Annotated in this window: 20 protein-coding genes; 17 read left to right on the top strand and 3 right to left on the bottom strand. The window is 70.1% G+C overall.

Going from position 1 to position 22,491, the window contains the following annotated elements; genetic code table 11:
• Positions 1-4: 4 nt before the first annotated feature.
• The 3 genes from idsA2 to ACJH7A_RS20925 form a co-directional block, all read right to left on the bottom strand.
• The gene (gene idsA2 / locus ACJH7A_RS20915) at positions 5-1,063 is read right to left on the bottom strand and encodes a bifunctional (2E,6E)-farnesyl/geranyl diphosphate synthase (protein ID WP_064858727.1); all 1,059 of its coding nucleotides are present in this window, start codon (positions 1,061-1,063) and stop codon (positions 5-7) included.
• 141 nt (positions 1,064-1,204) lie between these two features.
• A complete protein-coding gene (locus tag ACJH7A_RS20920; protein WP_406775668.1) occupies positions 1,205-1,831 on the bottom strand; it encodes an LppM family (lipo)protein in 627 nt (208 codons plus the stop codon).
• A 90-nt stretch (positions 1,832-1,921) separates the two neighbouring features.
• On the bottom strand, positions 1,922-2,515 hold the full coding sequence (locus tag ACJH7A_RS20925; protein WP_212812074.1) for an N-acetyltransferase: 594 nt from the start codon (positions 2,513-2,515) through the stop codon (positions 1,922-1,924).
• A gap of 210 nt (positions 2,516-2,725) precedes the next feature.
• Between ACJH7A_RS20925 and ACJH7A_RS20930 the strand changes: the two genes are divergently transcribed.
• From ACJH7A_RS20930 to ACJH7A_RS21010, 17 genes are all read left to right on the top strand, one after another.
• Positions 2,726-3,118 carry a DUF3040 domain-containing protein gene (locus tag ACJH7A_RS20930; protein ID WP_406775659.1) on the top strand — a complete coding sequence of 131 codons (393 nt, stop codon included), beginning with the start codon at positions 2,726-2,728 and terminating at the stop codon, positions 3,116-3,118.
• 407 nt (positions 3,119-3,525) lie between these two features.
• On the top strand, positions 3,526-3,960 hold the full coding sequence (mraZ, locus tag ACJH7A_RS20935) for a division/cell wall cluster transcriptional repressor MraZ (RefSeq protein WP_020103613.1): 435 nt from the start codon (positions 3,526-3,528) through the stop codon (positions 3,958-3,960).
• 1 nt (position 3,961) lies between these two features.
• Positions 3,962-5,083: a 16S rRNA (cytosine(1402)-N(4))-methyltransferase RsmH gene (gene rsmH / locus ACJH7A_RS20940; protein WP_244872956.1), complete on the top strand. Its 1,122-nt coding sequence runs from the start codon at positions 3,962-3,964 to the stop codon at positions 5,081-5,083.
• Positions 5,083-6,297 (top strand): hypothetical protein, encoded by a 1,215-nt coding sequence (locus ACJH7A_RS20945; RefSeq protein WP_406802648.1) that lies wholly within the window; start codon positions 5,083-5,085, stop codon positions 6,295-6,297. Before rsmH ends, ACJH7A_RS20945 begins: the two co-directional genes overlap by 1 nt.
• A complete protein-coding gene (locus ACJH7A_RS20950; protein ID WP_212812071.1) occupies positions 6,294-8,237 on the top strand; it encodes a penicillin-binding protein 2 in 1,944 nt (647 codons plus the stop codon). The genes ACJH7A_RS20945 and ACJH7A_RS20950 overlap by 4 nt, the downstream gene beginning before the upstream one ends.
• A gap of 42 nt (positions 8,238-8,279) precedes the next feature.
• Entirely contained in the window at positions 8,280-9,815 is a 1,536-nt protein-coding gene (locus tag ACJH7A_RS20955; RefSeq protein WP_371824535.1) for a UDP-N-acetylmuramoyl-L-alanyl-D-glutamate--2,6-diaminopimelate ligase, read from the top strand.
• A complete protein-coding gene (murF, locus tag ACJH7A_RS20960; protein WP_212812069.1) occupies positions 9,812-11,311 on the top strand; it encodes a UDP-N-acetylmuramoyl-tripeptide--D-alanyl-D-alanine ligase in 1,500 nt (499 codons plus the stop codon). Before ACJH7A_RS20955 ends, murF begins: the two co-directional genes overlap by 4 nt.
• Positions 11,308-12,387: a phospho-N-acetylmuramoyl-pentapeptide-transferase gene (gene mraY / locus ACJH7A_RS20965; protein WP_212812068.1), complete on the top strand. Its 1,080-nt coding sequence runs from the start codon at positions 11,308-11,310 to the stop codon at positions 12,385-12,387. The genes murF and mraY overlap by 4 nt, the downstream gene beginning before the upstream one ends.
• Before the next feature lie 69 nt (positions 12,388-12,456).
• Positions 12,457-13,122 (top strand): DUF5642 family protein, encoded by a 666-nt coding sequence (locus tag ACJH7A_RS20970; RefSeq protein ID WP_212812067.1) that lies wholly within the window; start codon positions 12,457-12,459, stop codon positions 13,120-13,122.
• Positions 13,123-13,417: 295 nt separating this feature from the next.
• Positions 13,418-15,154 (top strand): putative lipid II flippase FtsW, encoded by a 1,737-nt coding sequence (gene ftsW, locus ACJH7A_RS20975; RefSeq protein WP_212812066.1) that lies wholly within the window; start codon positions 13,418-13,420, stop codon positions 15,152-15,154.
• Positions 15,151-16,314 (top strand): undecaprenyldiphospho-muramoylpentapeptide beta-N-acetylglucosaminyltransferase, encoded by a 1,164-nt coding sequence (murG, locus tag ACJH7A_RS20980; RefSeq protein ID WP_256445356.1) that lies wholly within the window; start codon positions 15,151-15,153, stop codon positions 16,312-16,314. Before ftsW ends, murG begins: the two co-directional genes overlap by 4 nt.
• 38 nt (positions 16,315-16,352) lie before the next feature.
• Entirely contained in the window at positions 16,353-17,762 is a 1,410-nt protein-coding gene (murC, locus tag ACJH7A_RS20985; RefSeq protein ID WP_371824567.1) for a UDP-N-acetylmuramate--L-alanine ligase, read from the top strand.
• A complete protein-coding gene (locus tag ACJH7A_RS20990) occupies positions 17,759-18,739 on the top strand; it encodes a cell division protein FtsQ/DivIB (protein ID WP_305798713.1) in 981 nt (326 codons plus the stop codon). The genes murC and ACJH7A_RS20990 overlap by 4 nt, the downstream gene beginning before the upstream one ends.
• Positions 18,740-18,946: 207 nt before the next feature.
• Entirely contained in the window at positions 18,947-20,125 is a 1,179-nt protein-coding gene (gene ftsZ, locus ACJH7A_RS20995; protein WP_212812064.1) for a cell division protein FtsZ, read from the top strand.
• 42 nt (positions 20,126-20,167) lie between these two features.
• Complete coding sequence (gene pgeF / locus ACJH7A_RS21000) at positions 20,168-20,878, top strand: peptidoglycan editing factor PgeF (RefSeq protein WP_082371024.1); 711 nt, start codon at positions 20,168-20,170, stop codon at positions 20,876-20,878.
• Complete coding sequence (locus ACJH7A_RS21005; protein WP_212812063.1) at positions 20,875-21,678, top strand: YggS family pyridoxal phosphate enzyme; 804 nt, start codon at positions 20,875-20,877, stop codon at positions 21,676-21,678. Before pgeF ends, ACJH7A_RS21005 begins: the two co-directional genes overlap by 4 nt.
• 65 nt (positions 21,679-21,743) lie before the next feature.
• Positions 21,744-22,382 (top strand): cell division protein SepF, encoded by a 639-nt coding sequence (locus ACJH7A_RS21010; RefSeq protein ID WP_212812062.1) that lies wholly within the window; start codon positions 21,744-21,746, stop codon positions 22,380-22,382.
• Positions 22,383-22,491 lie beyond the last annotated feature (109 nt).

The following is a 22,491-nucleotide window of genomic DNA, read 5'->3' on the forward strand; positions in this document are numbered from 1 at the left end:
TGGCCTACGCGGACCGGTTGGACGCCCGCCGGGCGAGCTCGGTGAGGCCGGCCTTGGCGCCCTCGTCGATGGGGGCGGCGGCGAGGGCGTCCAGTCCACGTTGGGTGAGCAGCGTGATGCGCTGCTCGACGGCGCTCAGTGCACCCACGGCCTCGATCACGCCGCAGAGTTCGCCGACCTGGCCGTCCGTCAGATCGGTGCCGATCAAGTCCCGCAGCAGGGCCGCCGCGGCCGGGTCGGAGGTCTCGGCCAGTTCCACGGCCTCGGCCAGCAGCACGGTGCGCTTGCCCGAGCGCAGGTCGTCACCCGACGGCTTGCCCGTGACGGCCGGGTCGCCGAACACCCCGAGCACGTCGTCACGCAGCTGGAACGCGATGCCCAGGTCGGTGCCGACCGCGTGGAAGATTTTCTGCACGTCGGGCCGGTCGGCGGCGGCCGCGGCGCCCAGCTGCAACGGCCGGGTGACGGTGTAGGACGCGGTCTTGTAGAGGTTCACGTTCATGGCCGAGGCCACGGTGTCGGCGCCACTGGATTCGGCGACGATGTCGAGGTACTGCCCGCCGAGGACCTCGGTGCGGATGTGCGCCCACACCTCGTTGACGCGGCGGCGTGCGTCGGCCGACAGGTCGGCGTTCGCGATGATGTCGTCGGCCCAGGACAGGGCCAGGTCGCCGAGCAGGATCGCCGCGGACAGCCCGAACTGCTCGGACGACCCGCGCCAGCCCTGCTGGCGGTGCCGGTCGGCGAACAGCCGGTGCACTGTCGGCAGGCCGCGCCGCGTGGCCGAACAGTCGATGACGTCGTCGTGGACCAGGGCACACGCCTGCAGCAGTTCCAGCGCGGAGAACAGGCGCAGCACCGCCGGGTCGGCCGGGTGGCCGGGATCGGGGGCGACGGCGCGCCAGCCCCAGTACGCGAAGGCCGGACGGACGCGCTTGCCGCCACGTAGGACGAACTCTTCGAGTGCCCCCGTCACATCGGCGTAGGCGTCGCCGATGTAGGCGCTGTCCCGCCGGCGCTCGGCGAGATAGTCGCGCAGTTGATCTGTGATGGCATTCGCCAGCTCGCCAGCCGACGGACCTGCGGCATCGACGCTCAGCGCGCGTCCCCTCTCCTGACCCCGAAATCGTGCATTCAGATTAGAGGGTGCCGGGCCGGCGGTCGGACACTGCGGCGAAGTCGCTCATCTGACACTGCGGCGAAGTCACTCATCGGACACGGCGGCGAACTTGGGTGAGCGGTCGCGGCTCCAGTAGGCGAGACCGCCGATGACGCCGGCGACCGCGAAGGCCAGGATGGCCATCCAGATGGCGGCCGTGGTGAACGAGCGCGCGCTCGGGTCGGTGTAGCGGGCCTGGGCCTTCATGGTGGTCACGACGCCGGGCTTGAGCTTCCACTGCACGATGTCGCTGGCCACCCGCTCGCCGTTGGTCGAGGTGACATCGCCCGGAAACGCCACCGACAGCGTGACGTCGGACTCCGGGTCGCTCAGCGTCGTCAGGTCGACGCGGCCTTCGAGGATCACCAGGTCACCGGCGCGGCGCAGGGAGATGTCGGCACCCGCCGAGTCGCGGCTCAGGTTGGCCAGCTGCGGCACCTCGGAGAAGTTCAGGTCCGAGAACACCGCCTCGGAGCCGACGTAGTCGTCCTTGCGGTAGTCCGAGACCACGACCTTCTGGGCGAACGGCAGGTTGTTGGTCAGCTGCGGACCCTTGTCGTCCGCGTTCTTGGCCTTCGCGGCGGCCACGATCTGACCGGAGACCCGGTCGTCGGGCGAGATGGTGAGCGAGGTGTGGACGCGCACGCAGCCGACCGCCAGGGGGAGCAGCATCAGAAACAGCAGCAAGGCACGCAGGTGGCGGCGGCGGTTCACGCCGTTATCGTGCCAGATCGCGTCAGGGACAGCGGCACACCGGATGGATCACAGTGGCAGGGCGCGGCCGAGAATGGCGAACGGCCGGGGATCGCCCGGGAAGAAGTAGCTGCGCATGACGTCGTGGAAATCGAGCCGGCGGTACAGCTTCCAGGCCCGGTTGTCCTCGCCGTGGATCTCCGGGGTGGACAGCAGGACGTGGGATTCCGTGGCGCCGGCGAGCAGCCGGCGGGTGAGCGCCTCGCCGAGTCCCTGCCCCTGGGCCCGCGGGTGGATGTGCAGTTCGGTGAGCTCGAAATACCCGTTCATCAATTGGTCGATGCGTTCGCTGGGGGTGCCGACGTGGCGCAGGCCTGTCGCGACCTGTTGGTACCACCACTGATCGGGCGCGCCGCGGTACCCGTAGGCGACCCCGAGCATGGGGGCGGATCGCAGTGCCGCCTCCGGCGCCTCGTCGGCTGTGGGGACGTCGAACGCCGCGACGCCCGTCCAGCCTTCGCGGCGGGTGTGCTCCAGCCACATGGCGGCCCGCTGGCGTTCGGTGCCCCGTGGGTAGCGCATCGCGTCGACGTAGACGGACAGTGCGTCGTCGAGGCGGTACTGCATGTCAGCCGGCGACAGATCGGTCAGGAGCGTCGCCACGGTGTGAGCCTTTCGGTGCGGCAGGGAAGTCGGGTGTCGGGTTGCTGAACAGGCGCTGTCGCCCGGCCGACGTCCCAGTCTTACAATTCGGGAGTCTGAAGTATGTGGTACGTGTCTGTGTGACCTCGTATCATGACTGTTAGGTATCCGTGACCACGGGTGCAGACGTCAGGAGCCGCTGCCGGCAGCGGTGTGAGTTGGGAGGCGCGGATGCCACTCTCCGATCATGAGCAGCGCATGCTCGACCAGATCGAGAGTGCGCTGTACGCCGAGGACCCGAAGTTCGCTTCGAGCGTCCGGGGCGGCACGCTGCACGCGCCGTCGGCGCGGCGGCGAGTGCAGGGCGCAGGGCTGTTCGTCCTGGGTCTGGCGTTGCTGGTGCTGGGTGTGGCCTTTCGGATTCTGTGGATCAACCAGCTGCCGATCCTGAGCGTCATCGGTTTCGTGGTGATGTTTGCCGGTGCCGTGTTCGCGGTGACCGGGCCCCGGGTGTTGTCCAAGGAGAAGTCGTCCCCGGCGGGTGGCAAGTCCAAGCGGGCCCGTGCGGGCAACTCGTTCACCAACCGTATGGAAGACCGGTTCCGTCGCAGGTTCGACGACTAGACGCGGACGCGTGACGCAGGGGTAGCCGATTCGGCTGCCCCTGTTTTGTTTTTCGCTCGGCCTGGTTTGTTTTCGGCGCGCTCTTGCCTGTTCCGGGTGGTGTGACACCCGACACGCCGGATCCGTAGCGAAATTTGCCGGCGGCGATGTGCGCCGCGATTTTTCAGGGGCTGTGCTCCGCGGCTCCCCACAATGCCCCACCAATCTCCCACATGGGCTGCCAACTGGGATTTTGGCGGTCAGCCTGGCCGTTTGAGGCCGTTCTCCGCTCCCGTTCTCTCGTGATTGCTGCGTCAGGTGGGGCAGATAAGGCGATTTTTAGACTTGAGATGGAGAGAAGTGGGGGATTGTGGGGTAATGTGGCGGACATCGGAGAAACCGGACTCCGGAGTGGTGGGAGGTGCCTGATGTTCCTGGGTACCTACACGCCGAAGCTCGACGACAAGGGGCGACTGACGTTGCCCGCCAAGTTCCGCGATGCACTGGCAGGAGGGTTGATGGTCGCCAAAAGTCCAGATCACAGCCTCGCCGTGTACCCCAGGGCCGAGTTCGAAGCCGAGATCGCCCGCCGCGTGGCGAGCACTCCCCGGAACGACCCCGCCGCTCGTGCCGACCTGCGCGTTTTCGCCGCAGGCGCCGACGAGCAGCACCCCGACGCTCAGGGCCGCATCACCCTGTCGGCCGACCACCGTCGCTACGCGAGCCTGACCAAGGAATGCGTCGTGATCGGTGCGGTCGACTACCTGGAAATCTGGGACGCCGCGGCCTGGCAGACCTACCAAGAAACTCACGAAGAGAACTTCTCCGCGGCAAGCGATGAAGCGCTCGGCAGCACCCTTTGACCTGCAGGCCCGTGCAGCGTGGCCTCTGCCCGAACCGGCCCTGGCGTACTTCCCCAACGTCAGGTTCGCGAACTCGGACAGAGACCTCGCTGCAGGGGCCGCACAAATCCACCAGCTGAAGCCTTTTGGGGGTGTTGCGTTGACCGATCGTCGGCCGCACATTCCGGTGCTGCTGGACCGCTGCGTCGAGCTGCTGGCCCCGGCCCTCACCCGGGTCAGCGCCGATGGTGCCGGCGCCGTCATGATCGACGCGACGCTCGGCGCCGGTGGCCACTCCGAAGCCTTCCTCACGCGGTTCCCCGCTGTGACGCTCATCGGCCTGGACCGCGACCAGACCGCGCTGCGGCTCGCGGGGGAGCGCCTGGCGCCGTTCGGTGACCGCGTGCACCTGGTCCACACTCCGTACGACGGCATCGACGAGGCGCTGACCCAATCCGGTTACCGGCCAGGCGAATTGGACGCCATCCTGTTCGACCTCGGGGTGTCCTCGATGCAGCTCGACCAGGCCGAGCGTGGTTTCGCGTACGCGCAGGACGCGCCGCTGGACATGCGCATGGACCAGACCTCGGGCCTGACGGCGGCCGACATCCTGAACACCTACGACGCCAAGGCACTGACCCGCGTGCTGCGCGAGTACGGCGAGGAGAAGTTCGCCTCGCGCATCGCCGGCGCGATCGTCCGGGAGCGCGCCCGCCGCCCGTTCACCACGACGACCGAGCTGGTCGAGCTGCTCTACGCGGTGATCCCGGCCCCGGCCCGTCGCACGGGCGGGCATCCGGCCAAGCGGACGTTCCAGGCGCTGCGCACCGAGGTCAACGGTGAGCTGGACTGCCTGCGGGCGGCGATTCCCGCCGCGCTGGACGCGCTGCGTCCCGGCGGCCGGATCGCGGTCGAGGCGTATCAGTCGCTGGAAGACCGAATCGTCAAGGGGTACTTCACCGATGCCATCGCATCGCGTACCCCGGAGGGCCTGCCCATGGAGCTGCCCGGCTACGAGCCGCTCTTCACCGCGTTGACCCGGGGCGCCGAGCGGGCCGACGAACACGAACTCGAATTGAACCCGCGCAGCGCGTCCGTCCGCCTGCGCGCACTGGAAAAAGTTGTCACAAGGGGAGGTCTGTGATGGCAAAGCGGCCAGCACCGGTACGCGGCGGCAATGCTCGACGGGACTCCGACCCCGATCCGCGCCGCCGCACGACGCGCCGCGGCGGCGACCCGGCATCGCGTCGCGAGGGTGGCAAGGGGGAAGTCAAGCGCGACAACAAGACTGACGCGCGCGTCAAGCGCGGCAAGCGCGACGTCCGGCCGCAGCGGTCCAAGCCCACCGGCGCCGGCCCGCAGACCACACCGTTCGCCCGGCCGACGGCGGCGCCGTCGCGACCCAAGAGCGCCTCACAGGCCAAGGCCCGCGCCAAGGCACGGAAAGCCAAGGCGCCCAAGGTTGTTCGCACCCCGCTGCGGGAGCGGCTGCTCATCCGCATCGCCGAGATGGACCTCAACCCGCGGCATCTGATCGCGCGGGTGCCGTTCGTCGTGCTGATCATCGGGGCACTGGGCATGGGCCTGGGCGTCACGCTGTGGCTGTCGACGTCCGCGGCCGAACGGTCGTACGAGCTGGGCCGCGCCAAGGAGATCAATCAGGCTCTGCAGCAACAGAAAGAGGCGCTCGAGCGGGATGTGCTGGTCGCGCAGGCGGCGCCGGCCCTGGCCGATGCGGCGCGCAACCTCGGCATGATCCCGTCGCGCGACACCGCGCACCTGGTGCAGGACCCCACCGGCAACTGGCTGCTGGTCGGCAGCCCGAAGCCGGCGCAGGGAGTGCCGCCACCTCCGCTGAACACGCCACTGCCCGAAGCGGCCCCGCCCGCCCCGGCTGCGGCCCCGCGCCCGGCCCCGGCTGCCGCGCCCGCCCCGCAGCCGGCGCCTGCTGCCGCGCCCGCCCCCGCTCCGGCGGGTGTCCCAGCTGTTCCGGCTCCCGCAGCTGTTCCGGTCCCGGGTGCCGCTCCGGCCCCCGCCGGCGTTCCGGCCCCGGCCGCCGCTCCGGCGCCCGTCGTGGTCGACCCGCGCGAGCAGGTCGTGCACGCACCGGCGCCCGCGGCTCCGGTACTCGCGGCGCCCGCCCTCGCGGCGCCCGTGCCCGCGGCTCCGGCGCTCCCGGTGCCTGGGCAGGGCACGCTGCCCGGCCCGGCGTTGCAGCCTGAGGCCGCGCTGCCGGCGCCCGTCGCACAAGCCCCGGTCGCACAAGCCCCGGTCGCACAAGCCCCGGCACAGGCCCCGGCTCCCGCTCCGGTCCCGGCCCCGGCGCCGGCGCAGCCCACCCCCGGTCTGCCCGCATGAGCGGCACGCGACCGCGCAAGACCGCTGCCGCGCGGACGGGCGCGCCCCGCAAGCGGCCGGCCGCCAAACCGCGTCCCGCGCAACCGCATTCGGCGCACGACCGGCGGACCCGTGAGGCCGTCGTGCCCGAGGGGCGGACCGGCTCGTTCGGGTTCCGGCACAAGGCCGGCAACATCGTTATCGCGGTGGTGCTGCTGGCCGCGGCCGTCCAGTTGTTCTTCCTGCAGGGCCCGCGGGCGGCCGGTCTGCGCGCCGAGGCCGCCAGCCAGCTCAAGGTCACCGACGTGCAGAAGGCGGTGCGCGGCAGCATCATCGACCGCAACAACGCCAAGCTGGCGTTCACCATCGAGGCCCGCGCGCTGACCTTCCAGCCGAACCGGATCCGTCAGCAGCTGACCGAGGCCAAGGCCAAGACCCCGGCGGCGCCGGACCCCGACAAGCGGCTCAACGAGATCGCCGTCGGCGTGGCCGGCCTGCTGAACAACAAGCCCGATGCCGCGACCCTGGCCAAGAAGATCACCGGCCGCGACTCGTTCGTCTACCTGGCGCGGGCCGTCGACCCGGCGATCTCCGACGCCATCACCAAGAAGTACCCAGAGGTCGGCGCGGAGCGGCAGGACATCCGGCAGTACCCCGGTGGCTCGCTGGCCGCGAACGTCGTCGGCGACATCGGCTGGGACGGCCACGGCCTGCTCGGCCTCGAAGATTCCTTCGACGCAAAGCTTTCCGGCACCGACGGCTCGGTCACCTACGACCGCGGCTCGGACGGCGTGGTGATCCCCGGCAGCTACCGGGACCGGCACGACGCGATCAACGGCGCCACCATCCAGCTCACGCTCGACAACGACATCCAGTACTACGTCCAGCAGCAGGTGCAGCAGGCCAAGGACATGTCCGGCGCGCACGACGTGTCCGCGGTGGTTTTGGATTCGAAGACCGGCGAGATCCTCGCCATGACCAACGACAACACCTTCGATCCGGCCCAGGAGCTGAGCCGGCAGGACGACAAGCAGATGGGAAACCTGCCTGCGACGTCGCCGTTCGAGCCGGGCTCGGTGAACAAGATCGTCACCGCGGCGTCGGTCATCGAGTTCGGGCTGTCGAATCCCGATGAGGTGCTTCAGGTTCCGGGCAGCTACAACATGGGTGGTGTCACCATCCGCGACGCCTGGGGCCACGGCACCGACCCGTACACCACCACCGGCATCTTCGGGAAGTCCTCGAACATCGGCACCCTGATGCTGGCCCAGCGGGTCGGCCCGGAGCGCTTCGCCGACATGCTGACGAAGTTCGGCCTCGGCCAGCGCACGGGTTCGGGCCTGCCCGGGGAGAGCGCGGGTCTGGTCCCGCCGATCGACCAGTGGTCGGGCAGCTCGTTCGCGAACCTGCCCATCGGACAGGGCCTTTCGATGACCCTGCTGCAGATGACCGGCATGTACCAGGCCATCGCCAACGACGGCCTGCGCATCCCGCCGCGCATCGTCAAGTCGATCGTCTCGGCCGACGGCACGCACCAGGACCAGGCGGCTCCCGAGGGCGTGCAGGTCGTGTCGCCGCAGACCGCGGCGACACTGCGCAACATGTTCCGCGCGACCCTCCAGCGTGACCCGCGCGGCACCCAGCAGGGCACCGGCTGGCCGGGCGCTGTCGAGGGTTACCAGATGGCCGGCAAGACCGGTACCGCCCAGCAGATCAACCCGGCGTGCGGCTGCTACTACGACGACGACCACTACTGGATCACCTTCGCCGGCATGGCGCCGTCGGACGACCCGCGTTACGTCGTCGGGATCATGGCCAACAACCCGCAGCGCAATGCCGACGGCACGCCGGGCCACTCGATGGCGCAGCTGTTCCACAACATCGCGGCCTGGCTGATGCAGCGCGAGAACGTGCCGCTGTCGCCGGACCCCGGTCCGCCGCTGGTCCTGCAGGCGACCTGACGGGCGGGGCGCCCGTCTCCGGCCCGGTACTGTGTCATGGCCATGTCTTCGCCTACCTTGCGCCCCGCTGACCCTGTCGGGGCCGCGCTGGGCTCGTTGGCCGACCACGTCGGCGCCGCGCTGCCGTCCGAGGCCCAGGCCGGTGAGCTGCGCGTCACCGGTGTCACGCTGAGCAGTCGCGACGTCGTCGCCGGTGACCTGTTCGCGGCGCTGCCGGGATCGGCCGCCCACGGCGCGCGGTTCGCCGCCGACGCCGTCGCGGCCGGCGCCGCCGCGGTGCTGACCGACCCGGAGGGGCGGGAGCTCCTGGACGTGGATGTGCCCGTCCTCGTGCACCCCGACCCGCGGGCGGTCCTAGGGGAAGTTGCCGCCGAAATTTACGGCCGGCCCTCGGAGCGGCTGCGCGTCATCGGCATCACCGGAACGTCCGGCAAGACCACGACCACCTATCTGGTGGAGGCGGGGCTGCGCGCCGCGGGACGGGTGGCCGGGCTCATCGGCACCGTCGGCATCCGGATCGACGGGCGCGACCTGCCGAGCTCCCTGACCACCCCCGAAGCGCCGGCGCTGCAGGCGCTGCTGGCCACCATGGTCGAACGCGGTGTCGACACCGTCGTGATGGAGGTGTCGAGCCACGCGCTGTCGCTGGGCCGGGTGGACGCGCTGCGCTTCGCCGCCGGCGGTTTCACAAACCTGTCGCGCGACCACCTCGATTTCCACCCCACCATGGACGCCTACCTGGACGCCAAAGCCCGGCTGTTCCAACCTGATTCGCCCAACCATGCCGAAGTGTCGGTCGTCTGCGTGGACGACGACTGGGGCCGCAAGATGGCGGCGCGGGCCGCCGATCCGGTGACCGTCAGCACCACCGGCGACGCCGACTGGACCGTCACCGACATCGAGGCGGACCGCGGCGGCCAGCAGTTCACCGCCGTCGGGCCCGACGGCGCCCGGCACGCGCTGCGGATCGGCCTGCCCGGCGGCTACAACGTCGCCAACGCGCTGCTCGCGGTGGCACTGCTCGACGCCGTCGGTGTCACGCCTGAGCAGGCGGCACCCGGACTGGCGACCGCCACCGTGCCCGGCCGCCTGCAGCCCATCGACCGCGGCCAGGACTTCCTGGCCCTCGTCGACTACGCGCACAAGCCCGGCGCCCTGGAGGCGGTGCTGCAGACGCTGCGCCCGCAGACCCAGGGCCGCCTGGCGGTGGTGTTCGGCGCCGGCGGCAACCGGGATGCCGGAAAGCGCGAACCGATGGGACGCATCGCCGCGGAACTCGCCGACCTGGTCGTGATCACCGACGACAACCCGCGTGACGAGGATCCCGACCTCATCCGGGCCACCATCGCCGCGGGCGCCGCCGACGGTTCGGCCGAGGTGGTGGTGATCGGTGACCGCCGGGCCGCCATCGACCACGCCGTCGCCTGGGCGCGCGCGGGCGACACCGTCCTGGTGGCGGGCAAGGGCCACGAGTCGGGCCAGACCCGCGCCGGCCAGACCCGGCCCTTCGATGATCGTGATGAGTTGGCCGCCTCGCTCGATGCGGCGGCCGGGAAAGCTGGGGAGTCACCCGCATGATCGACCTGACCCTGGCAGAGATCGCCGACATCGTCGGCGGCGAACTGTCCGACATCACGCCGGAGGCTGCCGCCGCCACGCGTGTGACGGGCACCGTCGAATTCGACTCGCGGGCTGTCACCGCAGGCGGGCTGTTCCTGGCGTTGCCGGGCGCCCGGACCGACGGACACGACTTCGCCGCGGGTGCGGTGGCGGCAGGTGCCGTCGCGGTGCTGGCGGCCCGGCCGGTCGGCGTGCCGGCCATCGTCGTGAAACCGGTTGCCGGACAGGTCGATTCGGCCTCGGGCGCGCTGGAGCACGACACCGACGGCTCGGGTGCCGCGGTGCTGGCGGCCCTGGGCAAGCTGGCCCGTGCCGTGGCCGACCGGCTGACCGCCGGCGGTCTGCGGATCATCGGCGTCACCGGCTCGTCGGGCAAGACGTCGACCAAGGACCTGCTGGCCGCGGTACTGGCGCCGCTGGGTGAGGTGATCGCGCCGCCCGGATCGTTCAACAACGAGCTCGGCCATCCGTGGACCGTGCTGCGCGCCACCGGCGACACCGACTTCCTGGTGCTGGAGATGTCCGCGCGGCACCCCGGCAACATCGCCGCGCTCGCCGAGATCGCGCCGCCGTCGATCGGTGTGGTGCTCAACGTCGGCACCGCGCATCTCGGCGAATTCGGTTCACGCGACGTCATCGCCGCGACGAAATCCGAACTGCCGCAGGCTGTCCCGGCATCCGGTGTCGTCATCCTCAATGCCGACGATGGTGCCGTGTCCGCCATGGCGGACGTCACCCGGGCCCGGGTCGTGCGGGTATCCCGCTCGCCGGGCGCCGACCTGTGGGCCGGTGACGTCACCCTCGACGAGTTGGCCCGCCCGCGCTTCACCCTGCACGCGGGGGAGCAGCAGGTTGACGTCGCTCTGGCCGTGCACGGCGACCACCAGGTGTCCAACGCGCTCAGCGCCGCCGCCGTCGCGCTGGAATGCGGCGCGACGCTGCCGCAGGTGGCCGACGCGCTCGCCGGCGCCGGCCCCGTCTCGAAGCACCGCATGCAGGTCACCACCCGGGCCGACGGCGTGGTCGTGGTGAACGACGCCTACAACGCCAACCCCGACTCGATGCGCGCGGGCCTCAAGGCACTGGCCTGGATGGCCAAGTCGGCGCGCGCCGAATCCGGCGCGCCGGTGCGTAGCTGGGCGGTGCTCGGCGAGATGGCCGAACTGGGTGACGACGCGATTGCCGAACATGACAGCATCGGTCGACTGGCCGTGCGTTTAGATGTGTCACGACTGGTCGTCGTCGGAACCGGGAGGACTATGGGCGCCATGCAACACGGCGCGGTGATGGAAGGTTCGTGGGGCAGCGAGGTATCGCCCGTCCCCGATGCCGAAGCCGCGCTTGATTTGCTGCGCGCCGAGCTGGAGCCCGGCGACGTCGTGCTGGTCAAGGCCTCGAACTCCGCGGGGCTCGGCGCGCTGGCCGAGGAGCTGGCACGGGAGGGGCAGGCATGATCCAGATCCTGTTCGCCGTCGGTATCGCGCTCGCGGTGTCGATCGTGCTGACGCCCGTGCTGATCCGGCTGTTCACCCGCCGCGGCTTCGGTCACGAGATCCGCGAGGACGGTCCGGCCAGCCACCAGAAGAAGCGCGGGACACCGTCGATGGGTGGCGTGGCGATCATCGCCGGCATCTGGTGCGGGTATCTCGGTACCCACCTTGTCGGCTTGCTGGTCGACGGCGAGGGGCCGTCGGCCTCGGGCCTGCTCGTGCTCGGTCTGGCCACGTCGCTGGGTGCCGTCGGCTTCATCGACGATCTGATCAAGCTCCGCCGGGCCCGCAACCTGGGTCTGAACAAGACCGCCAAGACCGTCGGCCAGCTGGTGTCGGCCGTGCTGTTCGGCGTCCTGGTGCTGCAGTTCCGCAACGGCTACGGGCTGACGCCCGCCAGCGCCGGCCTGTCCTACGTGCGCGAGATCGCGACCGTCACCCTGGGCCCGCTGCTGTTCGTGCTGTTCATCGTGATCCTGGTCAGCGCGTGGTCCAACGCCGTCAACTTCACCGACGGTCTGGACGGGCTGGCGGCCGGCGCGATGGCGATGGTCAGCGCGGCGTATGTGCTGATCACGTTCTGGCAGTACCGCAACGCGTGCGCCACCAGCCCGGGACCGGGCTGCTACAACGTTCGTGACCCGCTGGACCTGGCGCTCGTCGCCGCCGCGACAGCGGGCGCATGCATCGGCTTCCTGTGGTGGAACGCCGCACCGGCGAAGATCTTCATGGGTGACACCGGCTCGCTGGCACTGGGCGGCATCATCGCCGGCCTGTCGGTGACCAGCCGGACCGAGACGCTGGCCATCGTGCTCGGCGCCCTGTTCGTCGCCGAGGTGACCTCGGTCGTGGTCCAGATCCTGGCCTTCCGCACCACGGGACGGCGGGTGTTCCGCATGGCGCCGTTCCACCATCATTTCGAGCTGGCCGGCTGGGCCGAGACCACGGTGATCATCAGGTTCTGGTTGCTCACTGCCATCGCCTGCGGGCTCGGGGTGGCGCTGTTCTACAGCGAATGGCTGTCGGCGGGTGGCCGCTAGACACGCGGCTCCCAGCCGACATTCAGCATTTGCGCGGTGGTGCCCGAGGCCGCTGTTAGGGTTCGCGCCATGAGTGTCGAGAAATACCTGGTCGGGCCGGTTGTCGTGCTGGCGGGCGCGGCGCTGATCGCCGGTTGCGGCGGTTCGGACGGCAAGTCCGGGAGTGGTGGCCAGGCCGCGGCGAAGTACGACATCTCGAAGGTCGGCGGTGCCAAGAGCAGCCTGCCGCCGGGTTACGACCCGATGGATCTGGAGGCCGACACCGTCACGCAGGAGAAGCTGGACGCACCTGGTGTCGGCGCGCTCACCACAACTCCGCCGTCGATCGTCACTCCCGCCGAGTGCGCGTCGCTGCTCAAGCCGCTCGCGCCCGCCGGCGTCGGCGCCAAGACCGCGGGCTTCATCGGCAGCAACCAGGAGGGCCACACCGTCATCGTGATGGCGGCGGAAGCGGCCGGCACCGTCGGCGAACTCGGCCACGCGGGCTGCGATCAGTTCACCGTCGACTCGACCGACGGCGTCACCGCAACGGTCGACCGCGTTCCCGGCCCCGACATCGCGGGCGCCAAGACCATGGGCGTACAGGCGCACATCGCCGCCAATGGCAAGGCCATCGAGGAGACCACCTACACCGCCGTCCTGGGGGACAAGACGGTGGCCGTCGTCCAGGCCGACGTCGATCCGCAGGTCGCCAAGGAGTTGCTCGTCAAGGCGGTCGCGGCGATCAAGAGCTGATTTCTCCGACGCCGCGGCCGCCGCGAATGTAACCAGGCGGCGGCAGAACGCGCCGAATCTCGCCGTGACGTCGCATTCGTGACGGCGCGCCGCTGACCGTGCGCCCGCGGCGCAGTGTCAAGGAGCCACGGGGGCCTCGCGGGCCGTGTGATGAGGGACTCCTGGCAAATCGCCCCATTCCGGCGACACGCGCCGGATGTGCCACGCCCTGCGGGTGCGACAGGGGAGGATTTTGGGATGCAAGGGACAGTTGTGGTTTCTGTGACCAATGTGAACGACGAGGTCGGGTAGTCACATGCCGGACATCCTTGCAAAGCTGCGCCGGGGCAAAGCCGGCCCGGAAACGCCGCAGGCCCCGGACGAGAAGAACCCGAGCGCCTCCGACGCCGGCGGCAAAGACGCGGGCAAAGACGCGGGCAAAGACGCGGCCGCGGAGTCGACGGCGAAGGCCGCTCAACCCAAGCGGCAGGGCCCCCGGGCCCGGTTCGGGGCCTGGCTGAGCCGGCCGATGACGTCGTTCCACCTGGTCATCGCCTGTGCGGCACTGCTGATCACCCTGGGTCTCACCATGGTGCTCTCGGCCTCGGGCGTGCACTCGTACGACGAGGACGGCTCGCCCTGGACGATCTTCGCCAAGCAGGTGCTCTGGACCGTCATCGGCCTCATCGCGTTCTACGTCGCGCTGCGGTTGCCCATCGCGTTCATGCGCCGGATGGCGCTGCCGGCGTTCATCGTCAGCCTCGTGCTGATCGCCCTGGTGCTGATCCCGGGCATCGGCCACCTGTCCAACGGCGCCCGCGGCTGGTTCGTCGTCGCCGGTTTCTCGATGCAGCCGTCCGAGCTGACCAAGATCGCCTTCGCGATCTGGGGTTCGCACCTGCTGGCGACCCGCCGCATGCAGCACGCCGGCTGGAAAGAACTGCTGTTCCCGCTGGTCCCCGCGGCGGTGCTGGCGCTGGGCCTGATCGTGGCCGAGCCCGACCTCGGGCAGACGGTGTCGGTGAGCATCGTGCTGCTCGGCCTGCTCTGGTACGCCGGTCTGTCACTGCGGATCTTCCTGAGCTCCCTGGTCCTGTGCATCGGTGCGGCCGCGATCATGGCGGTCTCGGCCGGCTACCGCTCCGACCGCGTGCGGGCGTGGCTGGACCCCGACTCCGACCTGCAGGGCATCGGTTATCAGTCGCGGCAGGCCAAGTACGCGCTGGCCAACGGCGGCATGTTCGGTGACGGGCTGGGGCAGGGCACCGCGAAGTTCAACTACCTGCCGAACGCGCACAACGACTTCATCTTCGCCATCATCGGTGAGGAACTCGGCTTCATCGGCGCCGCGGGCCTGCTGGCGCTGTTCGGCCTGTTCGCCTACACCGGTATGCGCATCGCCCGCCGGTCGGTCGACCCGTTCCTGCGGCTGCTGACCGCCACCACCACGCTGTGGGTGGTCGGCCAGGTGTTCATCAACGTCGGCTACGTGCTCGGCCTGCTGCCGGTCACGGGTATCCAGCTGCCGCTCATCTCCGCCGGTGGAACCGCAACGGCCACAACGCTTCTGCTGATCGGCCTGATCGCCAATGCGGCGCGCCACGAGCCCGAGGCGGTGGCCGCGTTGCGCGCCGGCCGCGACGACCGGATGAACCGGATCCTGCGGTTGCCGCCGCCCGTGCCGTATTCGCCGACCACGCTGGACTCGGCCCGGGACCGGCTGCGTGGCCGCGGCGACAAGCCGGTCCGCAAGCCTGCCGCCCGGCAGGCCAAACCCACCAAGCCGGCAAAGCCCGCCAAGGCTGCCCGCCCCACCCGGCAGGCCACCCGGCAGGAGCCGCCGGGCCGGCAGCGCCGGACCGACGCCCCGCGGCGCACGCGACGCACCGAGGAACCGGACCGGCGGTCGGACCGCGCCCGCCGAAACCCCGTACCGGCCGACGGTGCCGGACGGCGTGCAAGGCAAAATGGTGACCTCAAGGGTCAACAAAGACGTGACCCGCGCCGGTCGGACCCGCGGGTCCGCACATTGGAAGGTCAGCGGTACGGGTGAGTGTGAGTTCGGGCCGGAGCGACGGGGGAGGGCCCCGCATCTCGGTGGTTCTGGCCGGAGGCGGCACCGCAGGTCACATCGAACCCGCGATGGCGGTCGCCGACGCACTGGTGGCGCTGCGGCCCGATGTCCGGATCACCGCCCTCGGCACGGCCCGCGGGCTGGAGACCCGGCTGGTTCCCGAACGTGGCTACGACCTCGAGTTGATCACGCCGGTTCCGTTGCCGCGCAAACCTTCTGCCGACCTGGCGCGGCTGCCGCTGCGGGTTCGCGCCGCGGTGCGTGAGACCCGCGACGTCCTCGACGCCGTCCAGGCCGACGTCGTCGTGGGCTTCGGCGGCTACGTCTCGCTGCCGGCCTACCTCGCCGCCCGCGGTGGGGGACTGCGCCGGCGCCGCACCGTCCCGGTCGTGGTGCACGAGGCCAACGCCAGCGCGGGCTGGGCCAACAAGGTCGGCGCCCGCTCGGCGCGCCGGGTGCTGGCCGCGGTACCGGATTCGGGTCTCAAGGGCGGCGAGGTCGTCGGCATCCCGGTGCGCGAGTCCATCACCTCGCTCGACCGGGCCGCGTTGCGCGCGCAGGCCCGCGAGTTCTTCGGATTCGCCGACGACGCCCGCGTGCTGCTGGTGTTCGGCGGCTCCCAGGGCGCGCAGTCGCTCAACCGCGCCGTTTCCGGTGCGGCGAAAAGCCTCGCCGCGCAAGGTGTTTCGGTCCTGCACGCCTACGGCCGCAAGAACACCCTCGAGCTGCCGGAGCCGGCGCCGGGCGCGCCGCCGTATGTCGGGGTGCCGTACCTCGACCGCATGGATTTGGCTTATGCGGCTGCCGATCTGGCCATCTGCCGGTCCGGCGCCATGACCGTCGCCGAGGTCAGTGCCGTCGGTCTGCCCGCGGTCTACGTGCCGCTGCCGATCGGCAACGGCGAGCAACGACTCAACGCACTCCCGGTGGTCGACGCCGGCGGCGGCCTGCTGGTCGACGACGCCGAGCTGACCCCGGACTTCGTCACCGAACGGATCGGAAACTTGATGCGCGACACCGCCGCACTGGATCAGATGACGACGGCGGCCGCGCTGGCCGGCCACCGTGACGCGGCCCGGCGGGTGGCGCAGATCGCCCTGGAAGTCGCGGGCGTCGCGGCCGGATCGGATGCCCGGTGACGGCGCGGGAGCTGCCACCCGAGCTGGCCCGGGTGCACATGGTCGGTATCGGCGGTGCCGGGATGTCCGGCATCGCCCGGATTCTGCTGGACCGCGGCGGCCAGGTGTCCGGTTCGGACGCCAAGGAATCCCGTGGTGTCGCGGCGCTGCGGGCCCGCGGGGCCGAGATCCGGATCGGGCACGACGCGTCGTCGCTGGACATGCTGCCGGGTGGTCCGACCGTCGTGGTCAGCACGCACGCCGCCATCCCCAGGGACAACCCTGAGCTGGTGGAGGCCCACCGGCGCGGCATCCCGGTGATCATGCGCCCGGTCGTGCTCGCCAAGCTCATGGACGGCTACCGCTCGGTGCTGGTGACCGGCACGCATGGCAAGACCACGACGACGTCGATGGTCATTGTGGCGTTGCAGCACAATGGTTTTGACCCGTCGTTCGCCGTCGGTGGCGACCTGGGTGAGGCCGGCACCAACGCGCACCACGGCAGCGGCGACTGTTTTGTCGCCGAGGCCGACGAGAGCGACGGCTCGCTGCTCGAATACACGCCCGACGTGGCGGTGGTGACCAACATCGAGGCCGACCACCTGGACCACTTCGGCAGCGTCGAGGCCTACACCGCGGTGTTCGACGACTTCGTGGCCCGGCTGCGTCCCGGGGGCGCGCTGGTGGTGTGCGCCGACGACCCGGGCGCCGAGGCGCTGGCCCAGCGGTCGGTGGAGCGCGGCGTTCGCGTGCTGCGGTACGGCATGGGTAGTGCGCAGCGCACGGATCTGGAAGCCACGCTGCTGACCTGGCAGCAGCAGGGCACCGGCGGCGTGGCCGCCATCCAACTGGCGGGCGAGCCGCACCGCCGGGGCATGCGGCTGTCGGTGCCGGGCAAGCACATGGCGCTCAACGCGCTGGCCGCGCTGTTGGCGGCCCGCGAGGTCGGCGCGGATCCGGAGGCCGTGCTCGACGGTCTCACCGGGTTCGAAGGCGTGCGGCGCCGCTTCGAGGCGGTCGGAACCGCTTACGGCGTCCGGGTTTTCGACGACTACGCGCACCATCCCACCGAGGTCCGGGCGACGCTCGAGGCGTTGCGGGCGGTGGCCGGCACGTCGCGCTCCATCGTGGTGTTCCAGCCCCACCTGTATTCGCGCACACAGACTTTCGCGAAGGAGTTCGGCCAGGCGCTGGATCGTGCCGACGAGGTGTTCGTCCTCGACGTGTATGCCGCGCGGGAGGCCCCGCTGGCCGGCGTCAGCGGCGCGAGCATCGTCGAACACGTCTCGGCCCCGGTGCATTACGTGCCGGACTTCTCCGCGGTCGCCGAGCAGGTGGCGGCCAAGGCCGGTCCCGGTGACGTCATCGTCACCATGGGCGCCGGCGATGTCACGCTGCTGGGCCGCGAGATCCTGACCGCGCTGGAGATCAAGGCAAACCGCGCAGCTCCGGGACGGCCCACGCCGTGACCGTGGAGGACGGCTCGGGGGAGCCGGCTGCCGAACCTATTGCGGCGCAGGACGACACGGTGCCGGGCGAGGTCGCGGCGGAGGTGGCGCCGGACGCGGCGGCAGAAGCGCCCGCGGACGAGGCGGCGCCGGACGCCGCGTCGGCCGATCCCGCGTCACCCGACTACGAGGGGCCCCGTCGCCGTGCCCGGCGGGAGCGGGAGGAACGCCGCATCGCGCTGGAGCGGGCCAGGGCCCTGGAGCAGGCGCGTCAGGAGGCCCGGCGCCGGGCGGCGGGCCTGTCCGAGCAGCCGAAGGCGCCCACGCGCGGTGTCATCCGTGGACTGAAGATGTTGCTGTGGTCGGCGGTGACGGCCGTCGTCGCCGTCACGCTGGGTCTGGTGCTGTACTTCACGCCGATCATGGCGGTCCGGCACACCGTGGTGACCGGTCTGGCGAGCCTCACCGAAGACGAGGTGAAGGCGGCCGCCGCGGTCAAACCGGACACGCCGCTGCTGCAGGTCAACACCGACGCGGTGGCCGAACGGGTCGCCACGATCCGGCGGGTGGCCAGCGCCAGGGTGCAGCGGGAGTACCCGTCCACGCTGCGGATCACGGTGGCCGAGCGGGTCCCGGTGGCGGCCAAGGAGTATCCGGACGGTCCGCACCTGTTCGACCGCGACGGGGTGGATTTCGCGACCGAGCCGCCGCCGCAGGGACTGCCGTACCTCGATGCCGACAATCCGGGGCCGAAGGATCCGGCGACGCTGGCGGCCCTCGAGGTTTTGTTGTCGCTGCGTCCTGAGGTGTTCAGCCAGGTCGCGCGGGTTGGGGCGCCGTCGGTTGCCGCCGTCACGCTGACGCTGAACGACGGTCGTGAGGTCATCTGGGGGACCACCGACCGCACGGAGGAGAAGGCGCTCAAGCTGGGCGCGCTGCTCACGCAGCCGGGGCACACCTATGACGTGTCCAGTCCCGACCTGCCCACTGTGAAGTAGCTCATCGACTTCCCGTCGCTGTGCTCGTCCGGGCCGAGAAAAATCGCGTGAACTCTCGGCGCGCCTGCACGGCTGCGGCGCGGCCGCACCCTACCGTTCTGTTTGCGCGGAACAACTTGACATAACTCTAACCCTATGGTTGAGGTTTAGGGTTTTGATTCGAGAAGTTTTGCTCAGGACAAACCGAGCCAGGGAGGAAGACGTCAGATGACACCCCCGCATAACTACCTCGCCGTCATCAAGGTGATCGGTGTCGGCGGCGGCGGCGTCAACGCCGTCAACCGCATGATCGAACAGGGCCTTCGCGGCGTCGAGTTCATCGCGATCAACACCGACGCGCAGGCGCTGCTGCTCAGTGAGGCAGACGTCAAGCTCGATGTCGGTCGCGACTCGACCCGTGGCCTGGGTGCCGGCGCCGACCCCGAGGTGGGACGCAAGGCCGCCGAGGACGCCAAGGACGAGATCGAAGAGCTGCTGCGCGGCGCCGACATGGTGTTCGTCACCGCCGGCGAGGGTGGTGGCACCGGCACCGGTGGCGCGCCCGTCGTCGCCGGCATCGCCCGCAAGCTCGGCGCGCTGACCGTCGGTGTGGTGACCCGCCCGTTCTCGTTCGAGGGCAAGCGCCGCTCGAACCAGGCCGAGCTGGGCATCCAGGCACTGCGCGAGAGCTGCGACACCCTGATCGTCATCCCCAACGACCGCCTGCTGCAGATGGGCGACGCCGCCGTCTCGCTGATGGACGCGTTCCGCAGCGCTGACGAGGTGCTGCTCAACGGTGTGCAGGGCATCACCGACCTGATCACCACGCCCGGCCTGATCAACGTCGACTTCGCCGACGTCAAGGGCGTCATGAGCAGTGCCGGCACGGCGTTGATGGGTATCGGTTCGGCCCGCGGTGACGGTCGTGCGCTCAAGGCCGCCGAGATCGCCATCAACTCGCCGCTGCTGGAGGCGTCGATGGACGGCGCCCAGGGCGTGCTGATGTCGGTGGCCGGCGGTAGCGACCTCGGTCTGTTCGAGATCAACGAGGCCGCGTCGCTGGTGCAGGACGCCGCGCACCCCGAGGCCAACATCATCTTCGGAACCGTCATCGACGATTCGCTGGGCGACGAGGTCCGGGTCACGGTCATCGCGGCCGGGTTCGACACCGCGGGTCAGAGTCGTAAGCCCGTCACCTCGGCGGTGCCGGGTGCGACGGCGACGCCGGCTGCTGCCGGTGGCGCGCACCGGGCGCAGACCTTCGGCACGGCGAGCGCCGGCAAGGTCGGTGCCTTCAACGCCGACCCGGGTACCGTCCCGGCGGCGACCAACGGTGTGACGGTGAGCGTCGGCGGCCGCGGCGACGACGATGACGACGTCGACGTGCCGCCGTTCATGAAGCACTGACGGTGACCGAGTGGCGCGGATACGCCGGATAAATTTGTCATCGTGACGTTCCGTATCCGCAGAGTGACTACGACGCGTGCGGGCGGGGTCTCGAAGGCCCCGTTCGACACGTTCAACCTGGGTGACCACGTCGGCGACGATCCAAAGGCCGTGGCGGCCAACCGGACTCGGCTGGCCGAGGCCATCGGGCACGGCCCGCTGGTGTGGATGAACCAGGTGCACGGTGACCATGTCGAAGTTGTCGAGGGCCCTGGAACTGGAGCCGGGGGAGCCTACGACAACACCGACGCCCTGGTCACCGCGACACCGCGGCTTCCGCTCGCGGTGATCACGGCCGACTGTGTGCCGGTCCTGTTGGGTGATGCGCGCGCCGGTGTGGTGGGCGCCGTGCATGCCGGACGGGTCGGCGCGCAGAAGGGCGTGGTGCTGCGCACGGTCGAGGCGATGCAGAAACTCGGTGCGCAGGTGCAGGACATCTCGGTGCTGCTCGGTCCGGCGGTCAGCGGCCGCAATTATGAGGTGCCCTACGAGATGGCCGACGACGTCGAGGCGGTGCTGCCGGGCAGCATCACCACGACCGCCCGCGGCACGGTGGGTCTGGACCTGCGGGCCGGCATCGCCAAGCAGTTGGCCGGCTTGGGTATCGAGGCCATCGACATCGACCCGCGCTGCACGGTCGACGATCCGAATCTCTTCAGCCACCGACGTGGCGCCCCGACCGGGCGGCTGGCGTCGGTGGTGTGGATGGAATGACCAGCACGCCGCGCGAGGCCGAACTGGCCGCGTCGCTGGCCCGGATTCAGGAGCGGATCGACGCTGCCGCGGCAGCCGCCGGCCGGGATCGGGCCGACATCGAATTTCTTCCGGTGACCAAATTCTTTCCGGCGAGTGATGTTGTTGCGCTGTTCGGATTGGGCTGCCGGGCATTCGGTGAATCCCGGGAGCAGGAAGCCTCAGGCAAAGTCGATGAGGTGTCGGGCGTCTTGTCGGACAAGAAATTGATCACAGCGCCGGGCGAATTGTTGGATGCGTCATCGAACATAGAGTCGAACAATGCAATTCGATGGCACATGATCGGCCGAATTCAACGCAACAAGGCGCGGGCCGTGGCGCGCTGGGCGGCGGTGGCGCATTCGGTCGATACCGGGCCGTTGATCGCGGCGTTGTCCCGCGGCGCGGTCGAGGCGCTGGACCAAGGCCGCAGGTCCGAGCCCCTGCAGGTCTACATCCAGGTCAGTCTGGACGGCGATCCGGCGCGCGGCGGCGTCCCGGTGGACCGGCCCGATCTGGTGGACGATCTGTGCGCGGCCGCGCACGCGGCCCCGGGCCTGGGTTTGGCGGGCCTGATGGCGATCCCGCCGCTGACCAGCGACGCCGAGGCGGAGTTTGCGCGGCTGGAGGCTGAATTGCTCAGGGTCCAAACGCAATACCCCCACCGGCTGGGGCTCTCCGCGGGCATGTCCAACGACCTGGAAATCGCGGTGCGACACGGGTCAACGTGTGTGCGTGTCGGTACCGCGTTAATGGGACCGCGTCCTCTAACGTCACCATGAGTAGTCACTCCAGTCACACTTACATCACAGTCACCAGACACCACATTCTTAGCTAGGGGCATCCGATGAGCACACTGCACAAGGTCAAGGCCTACTTCGGTATGGCGCCGATGGACGACTACGACGACGAGTACTACGACGACGAAGACCGTCCATCGCGCGCCTACCAGGCGCCGCGCCGCCCCCGCGACGAGCGTTTCGAGGACGACGACTACGGCCGTGGTGAGCCGCGCGGCTACGACGACCGCATGGGCCGCGAATACGAAAGTGCCCCAATGGGTTACCGCGGTGGCTACGACGAGATGCCGGCGCGCGGCCCGCGCGAGTTCGAGCGTCCGCGCTTCAACACCCTGCGTGGTGCCACCCGTGGTGCCGTCGCCATGGAGCCCCGCCGCATGGCCGAGCTGTTCGAGGCCGGCAGCGCCCTCGCCAAGATCACGACCCTGCGTCCCAAGGATTACAGCGAGGCCCGCACCATCGGTGAGCGCTTCCGTGACGGCACCCCGGTGATCATGGACCTGGTGTCGATGGACAACGCCGACGCCAAGCGCCTCGTCGACTTCGCCGCCGGCCTGGCCTTCGCGCTGCGCGGCTCGTTCGACAAGGTCGCCACCAAGGTGTTCCTGCTGTCGCCGGCCGACGTCGACGTCAGCGCCGAGGAGCGTCGCCGCATCGCCGAGGCGGGCTTCTACAGCTACCAGTAACACCTGCGCAGCTTCACGCAAGACCCCTTCGGCCCCCGGCCGGAGGGGTCTGCGTTAGGTAGGCTCGCTCCCAAGCGCCGACAGCAGTCGGCGCTTTTCCCGCGCTAGT

The sequence above is a fragment of the Mycobacterium sp. SMC-17 genome (assembly GCF_045310915.1).
GTDB lineage: Bacteria > Actinomycetota > Actinomycetes > Mycobacteriales > Mycobacteriaceae > Mycobacterium.